This window comes from Pseudoalteromonas sp. DY56-GL22 (assembly GCF_041414715.1).
In the GTDB taxonomy this organism is placed as follows: Bacteria; Pseudomonadota; Gammaproteobacteria; order Enterobacterales; family Alteromonadaceae; genus Pseudoalteromonas; species Pseudoalteromonas simplex.
In genome coordinates this window covers 290,178-309,674 of sequence record NZ_JANHZR010000005.1, presented here as the reverse complement: position 1 = coordinate 309,674, position 19,497 = coordinate 290,178, and the positions used below count along the sequence as shown (strand labels likewise).

The window sequence follows — 19,497 nt, the reverse complement described above, 5'->3', positions numbered from 1 at the left end:
ACTTTTTACTCACAAAAAAGCCCAGTGCGAGCTGGGCTTTCTTAATTTCGTTATCTAAATCAAATTAGAAACGTAGTGATACACCTAGCTTGTAGCGTGCTTCACCTTCAAAGCTCCATGCTGGGTAGCCGTTACGAAGCTCAGGAACTACTTCTGCATCAGAAGGAGCAACACCGATTTGTACGCTGTCTTCTTCAGTTAAGTTAACAGCTTCAAACGTTACGTCAATGTTATCAGTTACGCTGTAGTTAGCACTGAAATCAAGAGTACCGTATGATTGGTGCTCACGGTTACCGTAGAAACCAGGAAGCTCACGGATCATGTACTCTGAACGCCAGTTATAAGCTAAACGTGCTGAGTAAGTATCTGTTTCATAGTAACCCACTAAGTTCACAGTATGCTTAGACGAATCTGAGAATAATGGGATCATATCTGGGTAGTTTTCAGCTTCTGATGGTGCATCTACGAATGTGTAGTTTGCTGAGTAACCAAAGCCACTGTCAAAGCCATCTTGAATTTGTAGCTCGATACCTTCGATTTGACCACCACTTGCATTAAGCTTAGTAGATAGCGTCCAGTTATCACCTTGAGTATCTGGGTCTACAACACCGATTTGTTGATTCAAGATTTGGCTTGAAGTAACAAATGATGTGATGTCTTTGAAGAAGTAAGTTGCACTTACCATACCGTCACCATCAAAGTACCACTCAATACCTAAATCAGCTTGAGTTGCTTTGAATGGGTTAAGGCCTACGTTACCTTTAGTTAGTACTTCGTTATTTGCTGTACCATCAGCGTAACCTGCAAAAGATGATGCAGAGAACATATCTGTGTAGTTAGGACGAGCAATTACTTGTGCTGCAGAGGTACGTAAAATTACATCTTCAGCTAAATCGAAAGCGATATTGATGCTAGGTAATACGTCGTTGTAGCTCGCTTTATCTGTGCTTAGAGAGCTTTCGTACTCACCGTTTGCAAAACCGTAGTAATCTGATTCTGCATCTGTAGAGATATAACGTAAACCGAAGTTACCGCGGATAGATTCTGCAGAGAACTCTGCCATTGCGTAAACTGCAAAGTTCTCTTCTTCAATTGTACCGTAACCTGAGCGGTATACAGCTGAATCATTATCGAAGCTTACAATTGCAGCACGTGCATCTGCTACCATTTTGTCAAAATCTGGCTTTGGTAAAGTGAAACCAGCACCTGATGACATAGTACCTGAGTAGTAAGTCTCACCATCACCAGTTGGTAATGTATCAACTAAAGTAGTTGAGTAAGTCTCTTGTTTTACTTCATGGTCAGCCCAACGGAAACCTGTTTTGATTGCTGTGATAGCACCAAAATCAACAGGGAAAGAAAGGTCTAACTGTGCGTAAGTTTCTTCATCTGTGTTAGGTTGCTTTTTAAGTGCCCAACCAGCTGGAGATAATGGACCTGCAAAATCTGATGCTTCAAAGTATTTGTTATTGATATCAATTTTGATCACATCACCAGTTGCATCATAAGTACCCGCGTAATCAGATGGAACACCTATGAAGTTACCGTAGTTTGCAGTAAGGTCTGTACCACCTTCTGATTCAGTTGTACCGAAACGACCTTTTAATGTGAAGTTTTCACCTTCGTATTTAAGGCTGAAATCAGCTGTGTCAGATGACATGCTCGCAATACGTGCCCAAGTTTGAGTCCAACCTGGATTTACACCTTCACCAGTACGACGATAGAAAGTACATGTACCTGATGCATTTGTTTGCTCACAAGCTGCTTCTTTGTCGTCAGGGAACATTACGAAGTTTGAGGTATTTGCATTGTTTGCATCTAACTCAAGGCTCATGATGTTTAAACCTAGCTCTAGGTTTTCTGTAGGACGATACTGGAAAGTTGCATTTAATGCTGTACGTTCACGCTCTTGTTGGAACGTAGTAGGAACAATATCACCCCAACCGATCAGTGATTCGATACCGTTACGTTGGTAGTTTGTTTCAGCCCAAGATACTGAACCTAATAAACCGAATGTTTCTTCGTCATTTTTCCAGCTAAATAAGCCAGAAACTTGAGGGTCTGTTTCTTCAGAGATTGTGCCGTAGTCGGCTTTTGCACTTAAGAAAGTTGTACCAGCGTCAAGATCAAGTGGCTTACGAGTGTTAACAATAACAGTACCACCAACACCACCTTCTACAACGTCAGCTTGAGAAGATTTATAAACTTGGATTTCACCAACTAATTCAGGTGGTAAAAGCGTATAGTTGAAGCTACGGTCGATTGATTGTTGGTCATACCAACCTGTTGATGCAACAGTTTGACCGTTTAAAAGTGTGCGTGTTAATTGGCTTGAAGCACCACGGATAGACACTTGCTGACCTTGACCGAATTGACGGTTAACAGCAACACCTGAAATACGACCTAGTGCTTCACCTACATCGCCATCAGGAAACTTACCGATGTCTTCTGCAGATACAGCATCGACAACGCTGTCAGCAAAGCGCTTAGTATTCATTGAAGCTTCAAGTGAACGGCGAATACCGCGAACTTCAATTACTTCAACATCTTCTTGAACTTTAGTTTCATCTGCTGCGTATGCAGCGCCAGTGAACCCAGCACTCATTACGAGGCCGATATTAACTGCTAATAAGCTTTTCTTAAAATTTTTAGCTAACACAGGATTCCCCTTGAATCATTTTGTTGGTTTTTTATATCACTTCTGCCCAGTGATGATGACAACGCTGTCATCTAGTAACAAACCATACACTCTAAATTACATTTGTGCTACATCTTTTTGGTTAATTTGTGCAAAAAATTTACAACGAAATAATCAAGTTATTGATATAACTAATATTTAATATTGAGTTTTTAAGAATTGTTACAAATAAACGGCGCAAATATAGCATGAGTGATATTGCAGATGAAAAGACCAAAAGGATGAGTTTTTGAAATTTGCTAAAAATTACATGTGTTTTTGTAAGCTTTAGTTTCCATTGGGCGTTTATTAACCATAACTAAAAGTTATATAAAACCTGTTATCTAACAATAAATTAGCTTAAAAAACTAACCTATTCCTAAAAGCACGCTGTCATGTACAAATTATTTTTAACTTTTTCTGGGCAGAATGAGTCAAAGGGAATATTGAGAATAACAATTAATAACAATGACAGCGTTGTCATTTTTAATTATATAGAGCCATTTTGTACTTGTCTAACACTTTATCGAGCTATTTAAAAAAGCGTATTTATGCAAAATCATTTGTTAAATGATAAGAATTTAAAACAAAAAAGCGAGCATAATAGCTCGCTTTTGACATTGATTTTAATCAGGCGATTAAGGCGCCCAATAAACTTCAATATTGATATGCGGGTGATTCAATACAGCACGTAAAGGCATGTCAGCAACTGCACCGCCCTCTTTCGCTTGCTTGTAAACAGCGAGCTTTTCTTCACCGCTAATTAAAAGCTTCACTACTTTAGAGTCTGCGATAGCAGCTAAAGTTAACGTCATACGCTCAGTGATTTTACCCGTCACGTCGCTTTCGATAGCATTAATTGCACATACTAAATCATCTGTTGCTAGGCCATGTTCAAGACCTTCAGCATGCGGGAAAAGTGAAGCCGTATGACCATCAGGGCCCATGCCTAAAATTGTCACATCAAAAGGACGCTTTAATGCTTTGTATGCAGCTTCACATTCAGCTACACCGTTTTGCGCCGTTAATGCGTCATTTTTCATTGTCACGAAATTAGCAGCTGCGCCATGGTTTTGTAATAGCGTGCTTTTGATAAATGCTTCATTACTTTTTTCATGATCTGCATCAACCCAACGCTCATCAACCATAGCAACATCAATGCTTGCCCAATCAAGTTCAAGGTTTGATAAGTGCTTATAAGCAGGTGCTGGCGATGAGCCACCCGATACCATCAATACCGCACGACCATCTTCTTTAATTCCAGCAACAAGGCTTTGTTCAAGGCTTGAAGAAAGTTCAGCTGTTAATTCGTCTTTGTTTGCAAAGAATTTTTCAACAATTGTTGCCATCTTAATTACGCCTTATCGCCTGTGTTAAACCAAACGTGGTTGTTTTCTTCTAAAAGCTCATCTGCATCTTCAGGGCCCCACGTACCTGCACGGTATAACGATGGTGCACCTTTTTCTTGCCAACGCTCAATGATTGGGTCAATCCATTTCCATGCTTGACGCACTTCATCACGGTGAATAAACAGCGACGGGTTGTTTGCTGCGGCATCTAACATTAAGCGCTTATAGGCATCTGAATGAAAACCATTACTGTACGCTTGCGATAACTCAATGTTCATGGTTACTGGTTCTAATTGCATCTCAAGGTTATCAAGGCGCTTAGACATCAGTGTTAATTGAATTGTTTCTTCTGGTTGCAGACGAATAACAAGGCGATTTGGCTCAATGTTACCTACGTTGTCGGTATAAACGTTGTGAGATACTTTTTTGTATTCAACAACGATTTCAGCACAACGCTTTTTCATACGTTTACCAGTACGAAGATAGAAAGGCACGCCAGCCCAGCGCCAGTTATCGATGTGCGCACGAATAGCAACAAAAGTTTCTGTTTTACTCGCACCTTCGTTTAATTCTTCTAAGTAACCAGGGACGATTTTACCGTCTAAGTTACCTGGTACGTACTGACCACGTACAATGTTTGCATCAACATCTTCAGCCACTAACGGACGTAACGACTCAAGTACTTTTAGTTTTTCAGTACGGATGCTGTTTGCGTTTAGTTTATTTGGTGATTCCATTGCCACTAAACAAAGTAATTGTAGCAAGTGGTTTTGTACCATATCGCGTAATGCACCCGCTTTATCGTAGAAACCAGCGCGGCTTTCTAAGCCTACTGTTTCTGATAAGCTAATTTGGATGTTATCGATTGATTTTGCATCCCACAGGTTTTCAAACAATGAGTTTGAAAAACGTAGTGCCATTAAGTTTTGTACTGTTTCTTTACCTAAGTAATGGTCAATACGGAATACTTGCTCTTCTTTGAAGTATTCAGCAATTTTTGCATTGATTGCTTCAGCAGATTCACCACAGTAACCAATCGGTTTTTCAACAACAACACGAGATGTTTCTGTGATTAGACCTTTCTTTGATAAGATTTCACAGCAGCTACCATACACTGCAGGTGGTAAAGAAAGGTAAAAAACACGAGACTTGTCAGCGTCGTGTTCATCAAGAATATCTCTTAATTTGTCCCAGTCATCATCTGCTTCAGTCACATTTGATACAACTGGCACAAGGTAAGCTGAAAACGCTTTCCAATCTTTTGCGTTATACTCACCTTTACCTAAAAAGTCTTGTAACGCTTTATGAGCTGTTTCGATGTATTCTTTACGTTTACTTTCTTCGCGTACCGTAGGAAGGATACGAGAACCTTGAGGAAGGTTGCCCTCTTGATAAGCGCGATACATTGCAGGAAGTAACTTACGTAACGCAAGATCACCGCCGCCCCCAAAAATTACGATATCAAATGGATTTAACATATATCACTCTCTACATTGGCAATGCCATGTTCATCCAATTCATGCAATATGGCAGTGCGTGTTGTTATCTGGTTGATGTGGCCTGTTAGACAATATCCTTTAACAAAGCCTGTTGAATTTGTTTGTAAGTAGCTTACTCATTCTTTTTATGTTGGCTGAAGTAAATGAGTCTTAGGGGCTCTGTAAATCCTCTCACAAAAATACAGGCCCTAAGAACTCCAGCGCTACCCGTTCAAAGGTATTCGGTTTGCAGCTAATACTGCGAATCTTTTACTGCTTACGATGTGTCTTATAGTAAGCGATCAGTCCATTGGTTGAACTATCATGTGGATGACTGACTTCATCATCAAACAATTCAGCTTCAATTTTAGAGGCAAGTCCCTTACCTAGCTCTACACCCCATTGGTCAAATGAACAGATTTCTAAAATAATGCCTTGGCAGAAGATCTTGTGCTCATAAAGCGCAATTAATCGTCCTACCGTTTTCGCATCAACTTTATCTAATAACATTGACGTTGTTGGGCGATTGCCTTGGTGAATCTTGTGATTCAATAATTCTGCAATTTCTGCTTCAGATTTACCTTTTGCGGTTAAATCTGCAGTTACTTGCTCTGCATCAACACCGGCCATCATCGCTTCGGTTTGTGCAAAGAAGTTTGATAATAAAATATCATGATGCTTGCCTACATTGACTTGCGGCTCAATCGAAGCAATAAAGTCAGCAGGTACAATTACATTACCTTGGTGTAGACATTGGTAAAAAGCATGTTGACCATTGATACCTGTCATACCCCAAATAATTGGAACCGTCGTGTAAGGAACCGTTTCACCTGCAAAAGTAACATGCTTACCGTTACTTTCCATCTCACCTTGCTGTAAATACGCGGGTAACATGTGTAGTGCTTGGTCATACGGTAAAATAGCTTGCGCTGTATAACCTAAAAAGCTTGTGTTCCAAACACTTAAAAGCGCCATTAATAATGGTACGTTATTTTCAAATTCAGCATTTTTAAAATGCTCATCAATTTCAAACGCACCTTCTAGGATCTCTTCGAACGCGTCGAAGCCTAGGTACAGGGCGATTGGTAATCCTATCGCACTCCATAAAGAAAAGCGACCGCCTACCCAATCCCACATTGTGAATACGTTTTCATCAGCGATACCAAAGGCCGCTGTTTTTTCTAAATTGGTGCTTACAGCTACAAAGTGCTTAGCTATGTGCTCTTGCGCTTGTGCCGTTTGTAAAAACCACTCAACAGCCGATTTAGCGTTAGTCATGGTTTCTGAGGTGGTAAACGTTTTTGACGAGATAACAAATAACGTTGTCTCAACGTCTAAACCTTGTAAAACAGATGCAATCTGAACACCATCAACATTTGATACATAGTGAACATTTAATGTGCCATCAGCATAAGCAGCAAGCGCTTCTGTTGCCATTTGTGGGCCTAGATTTGAACCACCGACACCAATTGCAACCACATCTTTTACTGCTTTTCCTGTGTAGCCTAACCACTCACCACTGCGTACCTTACCAACAAAGGCTTTCATTTTAGCAAGCTCAGCGTTAACAGCATCTGTTACGTTTTCGCCATCAACCATTACAGCTGTGTTAGCGCGGTTACGTAAAGCAGTATGAAGTACAGCACGGTCTTCAGTAATGTTAATTTTCTCACCACTGAACATTTTTTCGCGCCATGCGCTAATATCACACTCTTTCGCTAAAGCAATTAATTGTTCAAAAACAGTTTTATCAATTTGTTGTTTCGAGTAATCGAATAATACACCCGGGATCTGAGCAGAGAATTGCTCGAAACGCGTGCTATTTTTGGCAAATAAATCTTTAAGATGAATTTGTTTCATCTTCTTGGCACTTTCAGATAGTGCTTGCCAACTAGCTAATTGCGAACGGCTGCTCATATATTTAATCCCCTTCAAAACTTGCAACAAACTGATTCTTAACTATCTTTTTATTATATTGAATAAAGACAGCAATTAAAAACACGGTGTGAAATCAACACTAAGTTAAAATGACAACGCTGTCAATGTTCTACTTTTACATTTTATAGTCGAGATAATAGCGCAATTTTTCTCTTTTGACACCGGTATCATAAAAATTATCTCAATTATTTTACTGCTAATTTGGTAGAACATTAGATACACTAACTAACTTATATTAAATATAGATGTACATATAAGAAAAAGCGTCTGGTGAATACCTGAACGATAATATTATAATACAAATATAACCAACTATAAAGCAACAGTATGAAAGTAACCATTAATGATGTAGCCAAGCTCGCAGGTGTTTCAATGAAAACCGTTTCACGAGTGATTAATAAAGAGCCATCGGTCAGAAAAAAAACGTACGATATAGTGATGGACGCTGTTAACACGTTAAACTATCAACCAAACCTTGCTGCTCGTAACCTAGCAGGCACATCGTCTTTTACTGTTGGTTTAGTTTATGACAACCCGAATGCTTATTATGTCATCGACATGCAAAACGGTGTGTTGTCGCGTTGTAAAGAAGAAGGCTATGAGCTGGTTATTCATCCATGTAACTATCTGGATGGCAACATGGAAGAAGACTTTAAAACCATGATCAAGCGCTCTCGCTTAGCTGGCCTTGTATTAACGCCACCGCTGTCAGAGCAAAATAGCATTATTGATATGCTAGATGAGATGGGCATTCATTATGTTCGCGTACTCTCTGGCCGCCCTACTGAAGAAGACCAAGACACTTGTATCTATGTGAACGATTACGCAGCTGCGTACGAAATCACCGCACACCTACTGTCGCTTGGCCATAAAAATATTGGTTTTTTATGCGGTGACAAAGAGCATAAATCAACAACTGAACGTTTAGAGGGTTATCAGGCCGCATTAAAAGATCACAGCATCTCGATGAATGATGAGCTGATCTATGAAGGCCAGTATTCTTTTGAATCAGGTGTAGAAGGCGCAAAAGCATTGTTAGGTGAGAATAACCCGAAAAACATCACAGCCCTACTTGGCGGTAACGATGAAATGGCAGCGGGCGCGTTATTCGCCTCACGCTTAATGGGTATCGAAATTCCACAGCAGCTATCAATTACGGGCTTCGAAGACTCACCGTTCTCGCGTCAGACTTGGCCTAAACTAACCACAGCACATCAGGCGAATGATGTAATTTCGCAGCATGCAGCCCGTTTACTGTTTAGAAAAACCCGTGGTGCACGTAATCAAGATAAAGACATCATCACGACCTTTACCCCTTCATTAGTAGTACGGGAAAGCTCAGGTCCTACAACGGCCTAATTTATACAAGTTACGAAAAAGCCGCTCTATAGCGGCTTTTTTTAATTAAGCGAATTGGTATTGCTTGTTAAAGCAATGCTAAACCACCATTTAAGTTATAAACATTTTCAAACCCTAACTGCGACAAATTGTTAGCCGCTTGTTTTGAACGATTACCACTTCGGCAAACCAAAATGTAGCTATGCGCTTTATCAAGCTGCCCTTGCACGATGGCGTTTGCCATACGACTGAGTGGAATGTTAATCACTTTGCTCTCAGCAACAGTGAATAACTCTGCTAAATTATTCGCTCCATGCTCATACGGTTCACGTGTATCAATTAGGTAAGTTGCCTTATCATCTAACATTGATTTCGCATCGGTTGCGACTAGCTGTTTCATCGGCGCACTTTCAAGTGTTTCAACATAGCCACATAGAGAATGACTTACAGTATGCTTTTGCTCATCAGCTTGTTGCTTTAATTCAACAAACTCATCATCTGATACTAGTTCACTTAATAGTTGCGCAAGTAACGGCGTCGTTGCTTTTTGCGCATGCCAATCCATAGCAAAACACTGCTGATAATCATGACCAGAACAAATCACCGTTGAATCTTGTATTACCATAGCAAGCTGCTTTAAAGACTGAGCCATTTTCACAGCATCACCACCGCTAATTGCAGTGTTACCTAAGCCTCCTGGTAAGATTAAATCACCACAGAAGCAATAGCTGATGTCACCGCTTTGCGTATCTGATAATAAATAGCTAACACTATCGTCACTGTGACCTGGTGTTGCTACTTTAGTTAAGCGCGCATCGCTTAATTCGATGGTTGCTGAATCTTTTGGCCAGCCAAGTTCGTCTATCTCATTAGCAACATAACGTTCTGTGAGCTCTTTTGATAATAAACAACGGGCCGATAAACGTTCTTGGTGGTTATGGGTATCGATAATCGCTTTTACTGTTAGGCCTTGTGTCGCGACAATTTTCGCCATACGTGGAATAAGCTCAATGATAGGATCAATCACCACAGCGCTTTTATCACTGTCGACATAAAGCCAGCAGCACGCTGCTTGATGGCGAAGTTGTGTTAAGCCAATCGCACACACTTCGTGTTGAGGCGATGTACTATCAGATACCACTAAGCAGTTTGCTTCTAGAATCGGTTTTAAAGAACGTATTTTGTCGCAAGCAAAATCAATCTCTTGTTGGTTAACAGCTGGGCCAAACGACATACGTATCGCGTTTTCACTTTGCCAATCACTGGCTCCCATCGCGTCTAAAACAAAACTACGATTTGCACCTGAGCTGCATGCCGAGCCGCCACTTACACGGATACCCGCAGCATCAAATAAGTCCATCACTTCTTTACTGGTTAATTCGTTCACCGCAAAGTTCAACGTTGTTGGCACCGAATGCTCAAAACTGTGATTGAACGTAATGCTACCAAAGGTGTCTGTTAATGCAGCTAATAATTGCTCGCGAAAAGCATGTAGCTGCTCAATTGGCTTAAAAGTCTGGTTTTGTTTATCAAGCAATAACGAGAACAACTTATTCAAACCGGCAATGCCCGGTAAATTTTCGGTACCAGATCGCATACCACTTTCTTGGCCGCCGCCAGCAATAAATGGCGTGTATGCACTGCCTTTACGAATATAAAGTACACCAATGCCTTTAGGCGCATACAATTTATGACCAGAGAATGGGGCGTAATCAATGGTTGTTTGGCTTAGCGCCAAGTTGGTTTTGCCTAATGCTTGTACACAGTCAACCATCCAAGCCACATTATTGTTTTCACTACGAATAACTTGCTCAATAGTGGTTAAGTCTTGGAAAACACCGGTTTCGTTGTTTACTGCCATAGTACAAATCATCAGTGCATTCGCAGCATGTTTACGAATAAACTCATGATCTAAAATACCGTTTTTATCTACTGGAATAGCTAATACCTGCGCGTTGATATCAAGTACACTGTTCCAATGTTTTAGCGTATTTGGCACCGCTTTATGCTCTGTTGCCCCATAAAGTAATACCGGATTCTCGATTTGATGATTTTTTGCAGCAATAAGCGTTGAAACAACCGCCGTTTGAATACCTTCTGTTGCACCCGAGGTAAATAAAATATCGCCGTCGGTAGCGCCAATGACTTCACGTGCTTTGTTACGTGTTTGTTCTAATAAGTGTTTTGCTTGAATACCCGTAATATGAGAGCTTGATGGATTACCAAAACAGACTTGCATCGTGTGCGAAACCACATCGGCAATTTCAGGAAGTACAGGAGTCGTTGCATTCGCATCTAAATAAATTTGCTGATTAGCATCGTCAGGAAGGTAAAAATTTGCCATGAAAAACGCACCATATTACTAAAAGATATATCTTATAACCTATTTTACATTTTTCACGGCTAAATTATAATAATCAATTAGTCAGTAAAGTGCGTTTTCTATACTTTTTAAGACTAAGCTAATTTTCTATTAGCTCAACCTGCTTAGAAGACCAGGCATTGATAAGTGCTTTTACTAAAGAAGCCAGCGGTATTGCGAAAAACACGCCCCAAAAGCCCCATAAACCGCCAAAAAACAATACTGCAACGATGATGAACACTGGGTTTAAATCTACCGCTTCAGAGAACAATAACGGCACTAACACATTGCCATCAAGTGCTTGGATCACGCCATAGATGATTAAAATAGTCCAAAATTGTGTTTCTAAACCAAACTGGAATAACGCCACTGCAGCGACAGGAATGGTTACCAATGCCGCCCCTACAAATGGAATAAGCACAGACAAGCCAACTAATACGCCGAGTAAAGCCGCATAGCGAAGGTCAAGCACTGCAAAAGCGATAAAAGATGCAGTACCAACAATTAAAATTTCAAATACCTTACCGCGAATATAATTCATGATTTGTTGATTCATTTCTTGCCAAACTTGAATGATCAAGCGACGTTGCTTAGGCAATAAACGCTCAGCACTTTGCGTGAGCTCTAATTTATCTTTAAGCATAAAGAATACTAAGAGCGGCACTAAAATAAGATAAATCAGCCAAGCTGCAACGTCTTTTATCGAAGTTAATGACACCGATAGCACCAACTGACCAAACTCAATAGCTTTGGTCTCAACAGTGGTAACAATTGATTTAACCTGATCTTCAGTAATCAAACTTGGGTAATCTTCAGGAAGATGTAACAACAGTGCTTTACCTTTTTCGATCATATAAGGCGTTTCTTGAACTAGATTGCTGGTTTGCTGCCAAAGCACAGGCCCCATGCCGACAATAATCATAATCATCAAGCCACTGAATACCAGCATAACTAGAATCGTTGCGGTAAACCGTTTCAAACCCAGCTTTTCTAAGTGAGCAACAGGCCAATCTAGTAAATAGGCAATTACCAAGGCAACTAAGACAGGCACGATTAACGAACCAAAAAAGTAGAAAAATGCAAAGGTTGCAATAAGCAATAACAACAAGGTTACTGAATGGGGATCAGAAAATTTATTTTCGTACCAGGCTTTTACATACTCAAACACGAATGGGCTCCACTGTTAGCACACCTAATTCTAGGTCAATTTTAAAATGGTAATGATGTTTTTCTAAAAATCGCTGCATATCGTCCGTTGCCTCAGCAGCATTAAATGTAAAAGTCACGGCTTGTTGAGCCGATACTGCCTTATTCAACCCTAATTTAAACTGAATAAATTGTTGAGGGCACTTATAGTCCCTTAAATCAACCGTTAACATAGCGAATCAACTGCGTTATTAATATGAATAATAAGTATAAGATGTAGGCACCTTGCTAAAATAAGTCTTTATAATGAGAAACAACTCATTTTTTTCTTAAAACACGCAAAACAATAGTTTATCCTTATTCAATAACTGGTAGTAAAGGAAACCTGATGCCTGGCTCGCATAATAAAGCGCAATTACCTGCGAATCCAACTCTTAAAGAGATAAACTGGTATAAAAAACAAATAAACTGGGGCGAGCTGCCGCCTTTTTATCATATGGTCGCATCATCGGTTAGCGAATCTGAAGGGATTTTAGACCACGGTTTTGATAATGCCGTTAAACAATTAATTGACCCACGCAACTGGAACCTTGATTTATTAGGTGGCCATGAAACCGACATGGGCGAAATTGTCTGTGAGCAAAAACCGCGCATTGCTTTGCATCAAAGCTTTACGGACCGAGGTTTCGAATTATGGGCCTACCCTTATGCAAAAGATGTGACGGTGGACCAATACATCAAAGACAACCGCTTTATGGAATTTAAGGTGTGGGATCCGCACACCATGAAAAACCTTATTCGTTTTAACCAGCTTCATAAATTCATCGCTTTTTACTTTGAAAGAGGTGACAAAGCTGACAAAGCCTTAATTCTGCATGCTCATAAAGTAGCGCATAAAATCATAACTTTTTTACAACGGGAGTTGAACGTTGTTAAGCTAGATGGAGTCACAATAAAAGATTTCTATCAATTGTGCGAAAAAGACAGCCGAGCATGCAGCGACGAAATAGATTTAGCAAAAGTCATGTTAGGTGAGCAAATCAACAAGGAATAAGATGCGACTAAAATTAGCCTTTATTACACTGTGTAGTGCATTACTGACATTTTCGATATTGCACAGTGAGCCGTTGAAGGCACAAACTAACTTTAAGCTGCCCGATTTAGGGACCTCGGCATTACAAGCCTTACCGATTGAAAAAGAACAAGCAATCGGTGAAGTGATGATGATGCAAATTCGTGGCTCATCACCCGTTGTCAATGACCCGGTTCTTGATGAGTATCTGACCACTTTGGGCCGCCGTTTAGTCGCAAACGCCAACGATGTTCGTTTTCCATTTTCTTTTTTCTGGGTTAATAACCCTGAAATCAACGCTTTTGCGTTCTATGGTGGTCATGTAGGTGTGCATACAGGGCTCATGGCACAAGCCGATAACGAAAGTCAATTTGCCTCAGTACTTGGGCACGAAATTGCCCACGTAACACAGCGCCATTTAGCGCGTCGTATTCAACAACAGCAAGATAACAGCGCGTTAACCATCGCTGGTATGATTGCTGGTATTTTAGCTACTGTAGTGGCACCTGATGCTGGTATTGCAATTATCTCAGCAAACCAGACACAAGCGGCGTTTAGTCAATTAACTCATAGTCGTGCTGCTGAACAAGAGGCAGACCGAATTGGCATGCAGACCTTAAATAATGCTGGGTTTGATCCTCGCCAATCGAGTGAATTTTTAACTAAACTTGCTGCACAAATTCGCTACAAATATAAGCCGCCCGCATTTTTGCTGACTCACCCATTGCCAGAAAGCCGTGTCTCTGATGTGCGCTTACGTGCCGAGCAGTATCCAAAAAGGCACTACTCCGATAGCCTAGAGTTTAACTTAGCTAAGAGCCGTGTTATTGCTCGTTATCATCAAAAAGCCAAAGCAGCTGAAGATTTGTTTCGTAAATTAATGCGTGAAAATACCGTTCATAACGACACTGCACTTAAATATGGTTTGGGTATTAGCTTGTTGGATCAAAAAAAGCTTGATGAAGCAGCCAGCATTTTGAACCCATTACTAGAGCAAGATCCAAAGAACTTATTTTATATAGACACACACACCGACTTACTCATTGCGCAAGGTAAAGCGAATGAAGCGGTGGAATTTTTAGCTAAGTTAGATATCGATAGACCTAACAATCAGGTAATTGCCTTAAACTATGCAAATGCTGCGATGGAAGCAAAACAATTTGACCTTGCTGAACGTATTTTAAAATCTTACTTGTTAGCAAAACCTGAGAACAACCTTGCCAAAGAGCTGATTGCTGATGTCTACAAAAAGCAAGAGAATATGGCTTCTTATCATGAAGCGCATGCCAATGTACTGGCCCAGTATGGTGCTTATTTAAAGGCAGCTGATGAAATTCAAAAAGCACTAAACTTTGTTGAGCCTGAAGAATTAGTTAAACAACAACGTTTAAAAGCCCTACTCACGCAATACCGTCAATTACAAAAAGAGCTTGCGAGACTTTAAGTCTCGCAGCGCTTGCCCTAAAATAAGCCAAATTATTAAATGTGAGAACACACTATGTCTGTGACTATTTATCATAATCCACGTTGTTCAAAATCGCGTGAAACACTTGCCCTATTAGAAAACAATAACGTACAACCAAGTGTTGTTGAATACCTAAAAACACCACTTAATGAGCAGCAAATTGCGACCTTAATTAGCCAATTGGGCTTTACTTCAGCGCGTGAATTAATGCGTACTAAAGAAGACATCTACAAAGAGCTTGAGCTTAAAAACGAGCAAAACGAAGACAAATTAATTGCTGCAATGGCTGCAAACCCTAAACTCATCGAGCGCCCTATTGTTGAGCACAATGGCAAAGCAGCCCTTGGTCGTCCGCCAGAAAACGTATTAAGCGTACTTTAATGGCTATAAACATTGTTGTGCTATATCACTCAAGCCATGGCTCTGTAGAAGCTATGGCGCATGAGATAGCCGAGTCGATTGAGCAACAAGGTGCTACAGCCTTGCTGCGCACATTTGTAAAGCGACAGCCACACGATATTGTGATCAGCAAGGATGATCTTATTAATTGTGATGGCTTAGCCTTTGGCACCCCTACGCGATTTGGCATGATGGCCTCACAAGCAAAAAGCTTTTGGGAAACCACCAGTGATCTATGGCTTAAAGGTCAGCTGATAGATAAACCTGCTTGTGTTTTTTCGTCATCAAGCAGTATGCATGGTGGTAACGAAGCCACCTTGTTGAATCTATCATTACCACTCTTACATCACGGCATGATGTTGCTAGGTGTGCCTTATGAGGTGCCTGAGTTATTAGCAACTGAAACTGGTGGTACGCCATACGGTGCGACTCATGTGGCCGGTAGCAATAACAGCAATGTGTTAAGTAAAGACGAAATTAAAATTTGCCAAAGTGTTGGAAAGCGCTTGGCACTGATTACGAGTAAATTACAATGAGCTTGGAACCAAAGCTAAATCAGCCTGTTGCCAAAAAGCCAATTACTAAACGATTCCAACGTTTTGCACTGATTGGTTATATCGGCTTATTAATTTTAATGCCAGTTTGGTTGTTTTTAATTGCCCCAAGAGAAGGCCACAGTAACGGCTTTATCTTTGTTGTTTATATACTCCCTCTTCTATTACCACTGAAAGGGATTATTCAAGATAAGCCTTACACCTACGCGTGGGCAAACTTTATCGTGATGTTCTATTTTATCCATGGTTTTACATTACTATGGGTCGCACAAGAACAGCTGATTTGGGTATTACTTGAGTTAATCTTTGCCAGTCTGATGTTTATTGGTTGCACTTATTATGCTCGCCATCGCGGGCAAGAGCTTGGCCTTAAGATACGTAAATTAAAAGAAGAGCTGGCCGAAGAAAAAGCGGCACATGAGCACGATAAATAAGCACTTTCGTTTAGCTTAATTAAAACAAAAAACGGCAACCAAGGTTGCCGTTTTTTATGTCACTTTATTTAGTTTTTATGCGTTCACACCAACTCTGCTAAGGTGGCTAGCGCGACAATACTTGCCAGACCCACTTGGCCAATTAAGCTAAATAGTGAAAACAGTCTTAAAATAAACAGCCCCCATGGATGACGAATATGCGGGTACAGCGCACAGCGTTTTAAACTTGTAGCAAAGAAAAAGCATAAGATAGAAACTAATGTAAAGCCCAGCGTTAACTCACTTTTAATAGCAATGCTATCGTCAAAAAAGAAGAACAACTGCACAGGTAGTAACACAGTTACAATCGCGTGGAGTAAGTGCACTTTTTTAACGCGATCAAACTGCCCTTCTGGCGAAAGCTCTTTAATACCAAAGTCATGCTCAAGGCATTTAACTAAGTTATCTGCTTTAATGCTAACTGCAAGTCTGTAGCAGCTTAGACCGTCTTTGTTACGAACCCTAAAGTCATAGCCCGCTTTTAAAAGCAACACCAGTAAAGGTCCATTCTCGGCTAATACGGCGTAATGTAATGCTGTATTCCCTTTGTTGTCTTGGGCCTTCTTATCTTGATGTTCAAGTATTGTCTCAACAACATTCACATAGCCTTTTTCGGTTGCCCACATAAAGGCTGTTTTACCGTTTTCGTCAGCTAATGCACCTGTTGCGCCTTGCTCAATAAAACGCTTTGCCATGGTTTGTTTAGCATTTTCGTGGCTCAAGTGGGCAAGTAAAGCTTGTTCAAGTAACGATGCTGAGTCAACATCAGGTGATACAAGTTTTAGTAAAGTGAAGTAATCTTCACCGTGAGCAACTTTTTCAGCTGCAAGCGCCGTTAATGATTCAAGATCAGCCACTGAATCAGGGATAAAACCACTAAAACGCTCTCTAAAGTCAACTTCGGTCCACAGTTCTAATACATCGTCCGCAGACATTTTCGCACCGTGATTAAGTACATGTTCAATCACAGTGAAATAGCGCCGATTAAATAACTGGTGAATCAAAGTTATAGGTGTTTTAACAGCCGATTGAGCAAATGCGCTAGCGTATTTCTCTAAGCGCTGGCATAACATTAAAACAAGACTCTCAGGGGTGTAGTCGTTTTCTAAAAAGTGCGCTTTCATAGCATTAATGTAATGCAGCGCAGCTTCATCAAATTCAGAGATGTGTTGGAAATAACACTCTTCAAACGGTTCAAGAGGAGTCAACCATGTAAGGTAGTAAATAGGCGGGAGAACCGTCGTACACACACCGTCATCTTCATTAGTAGAACGACATGCCGGCCAAGCTTCTAAAGCGTCTAAAATATAAGCCCCGTTTTGCTCAGCTAATCCTTTGATCAGTAACGGGTATTCCTTTGGCCAAATCAGTACATTTTCCATTAAAAAAACACAACTCCGCTGCACATTATTCGATGTCTAATTAAGCACTTAGTTATAGCAAAATTTAACTGACAGTTTGCTTAATATTGCCATCAATAACACAGTATCTGACAGATACTCTGGTAAACAAGAAAAGTAGTATGATTCTACCACAGAGGGTTACAGGTGCTAGCGCAAAGTAGGTGATTTTTAAAGAAAATAGAAAAGCAGCGGCACATGGACGGTACTCACTGCTTGGTTGGAGACTGAAAGTAACTAAAAAGCCCGATGAGGTGAAGGTAATCGCGCTTTTTAGCTGACTTACTTACTTGCTAATTCGTGTGTCACTTCATCAATGCCAACTTGGCTAATGCGCTGCAGCACTTCTTTTTGCTTTGCGCTTAACAGTGAGATACCTTCAGCAACAATATCGTATACTTTCCACTGCTTGTCTTTGCCTTGGCGTAATTTAAAGTGCAAATCTATAGCTGGCGCATTGTCATCAACAATTTGTGTCTTAACAGTTGCATAACCATCGTCGATTAGTTGTGATTGATCAAAAATTACTTTTTGGCCTGTGTATTTCATTAGCGCGCCAGCATAAGTCACTGTTAAGTAATGCTCAACCGCAGCAATAAAATCAACGGCTTGTTCACGGCGCAGCCCTTTGATGTGCTTACCTAAAAGCTTATACGATACAAACTTAATATCCATGTGTGGTAATAAGCGTTTTTCAACAATATTCGCCATTGCTTCTGAGCTTGCATCACCTTTCGCATTTACATTTGCGATATCAACAAATAAATCAGCAGTGACTGATTCTAATAATTGCTTAGGCGAGCGGTCTTCACTGGCAAAAGCAGATGCAGCAAAAAATGCTGCAATTAATAAAAATGAGTTAATTAGTTTGGTCATCGTATTCACCTCTCAACGAAAATTTTCGCTAATATACCGATATTAAATCCGTAAAAAAAGAAACAATCTGACACCGTTTTAATGCCAATTAAGCACCAATCGATTTTTTCCATAGTTTTCAGCTAATTGCTAAGAAATATGAGAATGTGCACAGCTTCTGTGTTTTTTTGCACATTGAAAAGCCCCTAACACCGCCTTATTTACTTGCTCATCGACATAATGAGAAGTACCGAAATGAAATTTAAAAAGCCGTTAAAAGCACTTATTTTGAGTGCAGCTGCTCTTTTAGCAGCACCAAGTTATTCTGCATCAAATCATGGTTATGCCATTGATTACATTCAAGGTGAAGGTGATGTAAAAGGCCTAAAGCTGGCCTATCAGTACCATGTACCCAATGAAAAGTTGCCCTTGCAACACGCCCGTTTGTACTTCGAATCTAGTTTTAATATTTGGCAGTATGGCAAAGACAACAAACATCAAACTAATATCGTGTTAGCTATGTCTCCGGTGATCCAATACCCTGTGTTTAATGTGAAAAACATGCCTGTTTATGTGGAGTTTGGGATTGGCGTTTCACTGTTGGACGACACCCGTTTTGCAGGCAAAAACGTTAGTACTCACTATCAGTTTGAAGATAGATTGGGTCTAGTTGCAGATTTAGGTGACAACTCAACCTTAGCACTTAGATATTTACATTACTCAAATGCGGGTTTCAAGAGCCCTAACCCTGGCCTTGATTTTATTTCACTGTCTTATGCAAGACGATTTTAAGTGCTACTATATCGCTGTGTATATCGGCAGGATTTCAAGATGGAAACTTGGCAAATTATAGCCATTGTTGTTGCTGTGTTTGGTGTAGTAATTGGTAACCTTATGTTGCTAAAACATGCAGCAAAAATGGACTTCAAAGTACCTAAAAGCGATGATAATGAAGATAAAAAAAGCCCTGATGAATAATCAGGGCTTTTCT

The 19,497-nt window shown here is 40.3% G+C and carries 17 protein-coding genes; 8 read left to right on the top strand and 9 right to left on the bottom strand.

What is annotated here, in order from left to right:
* Positions 1 to 64: 64 nt before the first annotated feature.
* From NO991_RS13585 to pgi, 4 genes are all read right to left on the bottom strand, one after another.
* Positions 65 to 2,605 carry a TonB-dependent receptor gene (locus NO991_RS13585; protein ID WP_171041571.1) on the bottom strand — a complete coding sequence of 847 codons (2,541 nt, stop codon included), beginning with the start codon at positions 2,603 to 2,605 and terminating at the stop codon, positions 65 to 67.
* A 710-nt stretch (positions 2,606 to 3,315) separates the two neighbouring features.
* Positions 3,316 to 4,026, bottom strand: coding sequence for a 6-phosphogluconolactonase (gene pgl, locus NO991_RS13580; RefSeq protein WP_235377595.1), 711 nt, complete (start codon positions 4,024 to 4,026; stop codon positions 3,316 to 3,318).
* 5 nt (positions 4,027 to 4,031) lie between these two features.
* Positions 4,032 to 5,504, bottom strand: coding sequence for a glucose-6-phosphate dehydrogenase (gene zwf, locus NO991_RS13575; RefSeq protein WP_054553730.1), 1,473 nt, complete (start codon positions 5,502 to 5,504; stop codon positions 4,032 to 4,034).
* 270 nt (positions 5,505 to 5,774) lie between these two features.
* Positions 5,775 to 7,421 (bottom strand): glucose-6-phosphate isomerase, encoded by a 1,647-nt coding sequence (pgi, locus tag NO991_RS13570; RefSeq protein WP_300361300.1) that lies wholly within the window; start codon positions 7,419 to 7,421, stop codon positions 5,775 to 5,777.
* A gap of 348 nt (positions 7,422 to 7,769) precedes the next feature.
* On the opposite strand from pgi, the gene NO991_RS13565 reads away from it, so the two are divergent.
* Entirely contained in the window at positions 7,770 to 8,801 is a 1,032-nt protein-coding gene (locus tag NO991_RS13565) for a LacI family DNA-binding transcriptional regulator (protein WP_300544941.1), read from the top strand.
* 67 nt (positions 8,802 to 8,868) lie between these two features.
* Here NO991_RS13565 and NO991_RS13560 read toward each other — a convergent pair whose 3' ends face one another.
* From NO991_RS13560 to NO991_RS13550, 3 genes are all read right to left on the bottom strand, one after another.
* Complete coding sequence (locus NO991_RS13560) at positions 8,869 to 11,124, bottom strand: aminotransferase class V-fold PLP-dependent enzyme (RefSeq protein ID WP_300361304.1); 2,256 nt, start codon at positions 11,122 to 11,124, stop codon at positions 8,869 to 8,871.
* A 118-nt stretch (positions 11,125 to 11,242) separates the two neighbouring features.
* A complete protein-coding gene (locus tag NO991_RS13555) occupies positions 11,243 to 12,310 on the bottom strand; it encodes an AI-2E family transporter (RefSeq protein ID WP_300361307.1) in 1,068 nt (355 codons plus the stop codon).
* On the bottom strand, positions 12,303 to 12,521 hold the full coding sequence (locus NO991_RS13550) for a hypothetical protein (RefSeq protein WP_054553735.1): 219 nt from the start codon (positions 12,519 to 12,521) through the stop codon (positions 12,303 to 12,305). The genes NO991_RS13555 and NO991_RS13550 overlap by 8 nt, the downstream gene beginning before the upstream one ends.
* Before the next feature lie 155 nt (positions 12,522 to 12,676).
* Between NO991_RS13550 and NO991_RS13545 the strand changes: the two genes are divergently transcribed.
* Genes NO991_RS13545 through NO991_RS13525 form a run of 5 tightly spaced genes read left to right on the top strand, consistent with a single transcriptional unit; the run spans position 12,677 to position 16,212 of the window.
* Complete coding sequence (locus NO991_RS13545) at positions 12,677 to 13,342, top strand: hypothetical protein (protein WP_054553736.1); 666 nt, start codon at positions 12,677 to 12,679, stop codon at positions 13,340 to 13,342.
* Position 13,343: 1 nt separating this feature from the next.
* Complete coding sequence (locus NO991_RS13540) at positions 13,344 to 14,804, top strand: M48 family metalloprotease (protein ID WP_054553737.1); 1,461 nt, start codon at positions 13,344 to 13,346, stop codon at positions 14,802 to 14,804.
* Positions 14,805 to 14,858: 54 nt separating this feature from the next.
* Positions 14,859 to 15,206: an arsenate reductase (glutaredoxin) gene (gene arsC / locus NO991_RS13535; RefSeq protein ID WP_300361312.1), complete on the top strand. Its 348-nt coding sequence runs from the start codon at positions 14,859 to 14,861 to the stop codon at positions 15,204 to 15,206.
* The gene (wrbA, locus tag NO991_RS13530) at positions 15,206 to 15,760 is read left to right on the top strand and encodes an NAD(P)H:quinone oxidoreductase (protein ID WP_209327110.1); all 555 of its coding nucleotides are present in this window, start codon (positions 15,206 to 15,208) and stop codon (positions 15,758 to 15,760) included. The genes arsC and wrbA overlap by 1 nt, the downstream gene beginning before the upstream one ends.
* Positions 15,757 to 16,212 (top strand): DUF2069 domain-containing protein, encoded by a 456-nt coding sequence (locus NO991_RS13525; protein WP_054553740.1) that lies wholly within the window; start codon positions 15,757 to 15,759, stop codon positions 16,210 to 16,212. The genes wrbA and NO991_RS13525 overlap by 4 nt, the downstream gene beginning before the upstream one ends.
* A gap of 83 nt (positions 16,213 to 16,295) precedes the next feature.
* Here NO991_RS13525 and NO991_RS13520 read toward each other — a convergent pair whose 3' ends face one another.
* Entirely contained in the window at positions 16,296 to 17,633 is a 1,338-nt protein-coding gene (locus NO991_RS13520) for an ankyrin repeat domain-containing protein (protein WP_209327108.1), read from the bottom strand.
* 300 nt (positions 17,634 to 17,933) lie between these two features.
* Positions 17,934 to 18,527, bottom strand: coding sequence for a phospholipid-binding protein MlaC (locus NO991_RS13515; protein ID WP_294410155.1), 594 nt, complete (start codon positions 18,525 to 18,527; stop codon positions 17,934 to 17,936).
* 234 nt (positions 18,528 to 18,761) lie between these two features.
* Here NO991_RS13515 and NO991_RS13510 point away from each other — a divergent pair, with 234 nt between their 5' ends.
* Positions 18,762 to 19,298 carry an acyloxyacyl hydrolase gene (locus NO991_RS13510; RefSeq protein ID WP_371352122.1) on the top strand — a complete coding sequence of 179 codons (537 nt, stop codon included), beginning with the start codon at positions 18,762 to 18,764 and terminating at the stop codon, positions 19,296 to 19,298.
* Between the two features lie 39 nt (positions 19,299 to 19,337).
* On the top strand, positions 19,338 to 19,484 hold the full coding sequence (locus NO991_RS13505) for a DUF2897 family protein (protein WP_082389286.1): 147 nt from the start codon (positions 19,338 to 19,340) through the stop codon (positions 19,482 to 19,484).
* The last annotated feature ends 13 nt before the right edge of the window (positions 19,485 to 19,497 follow it).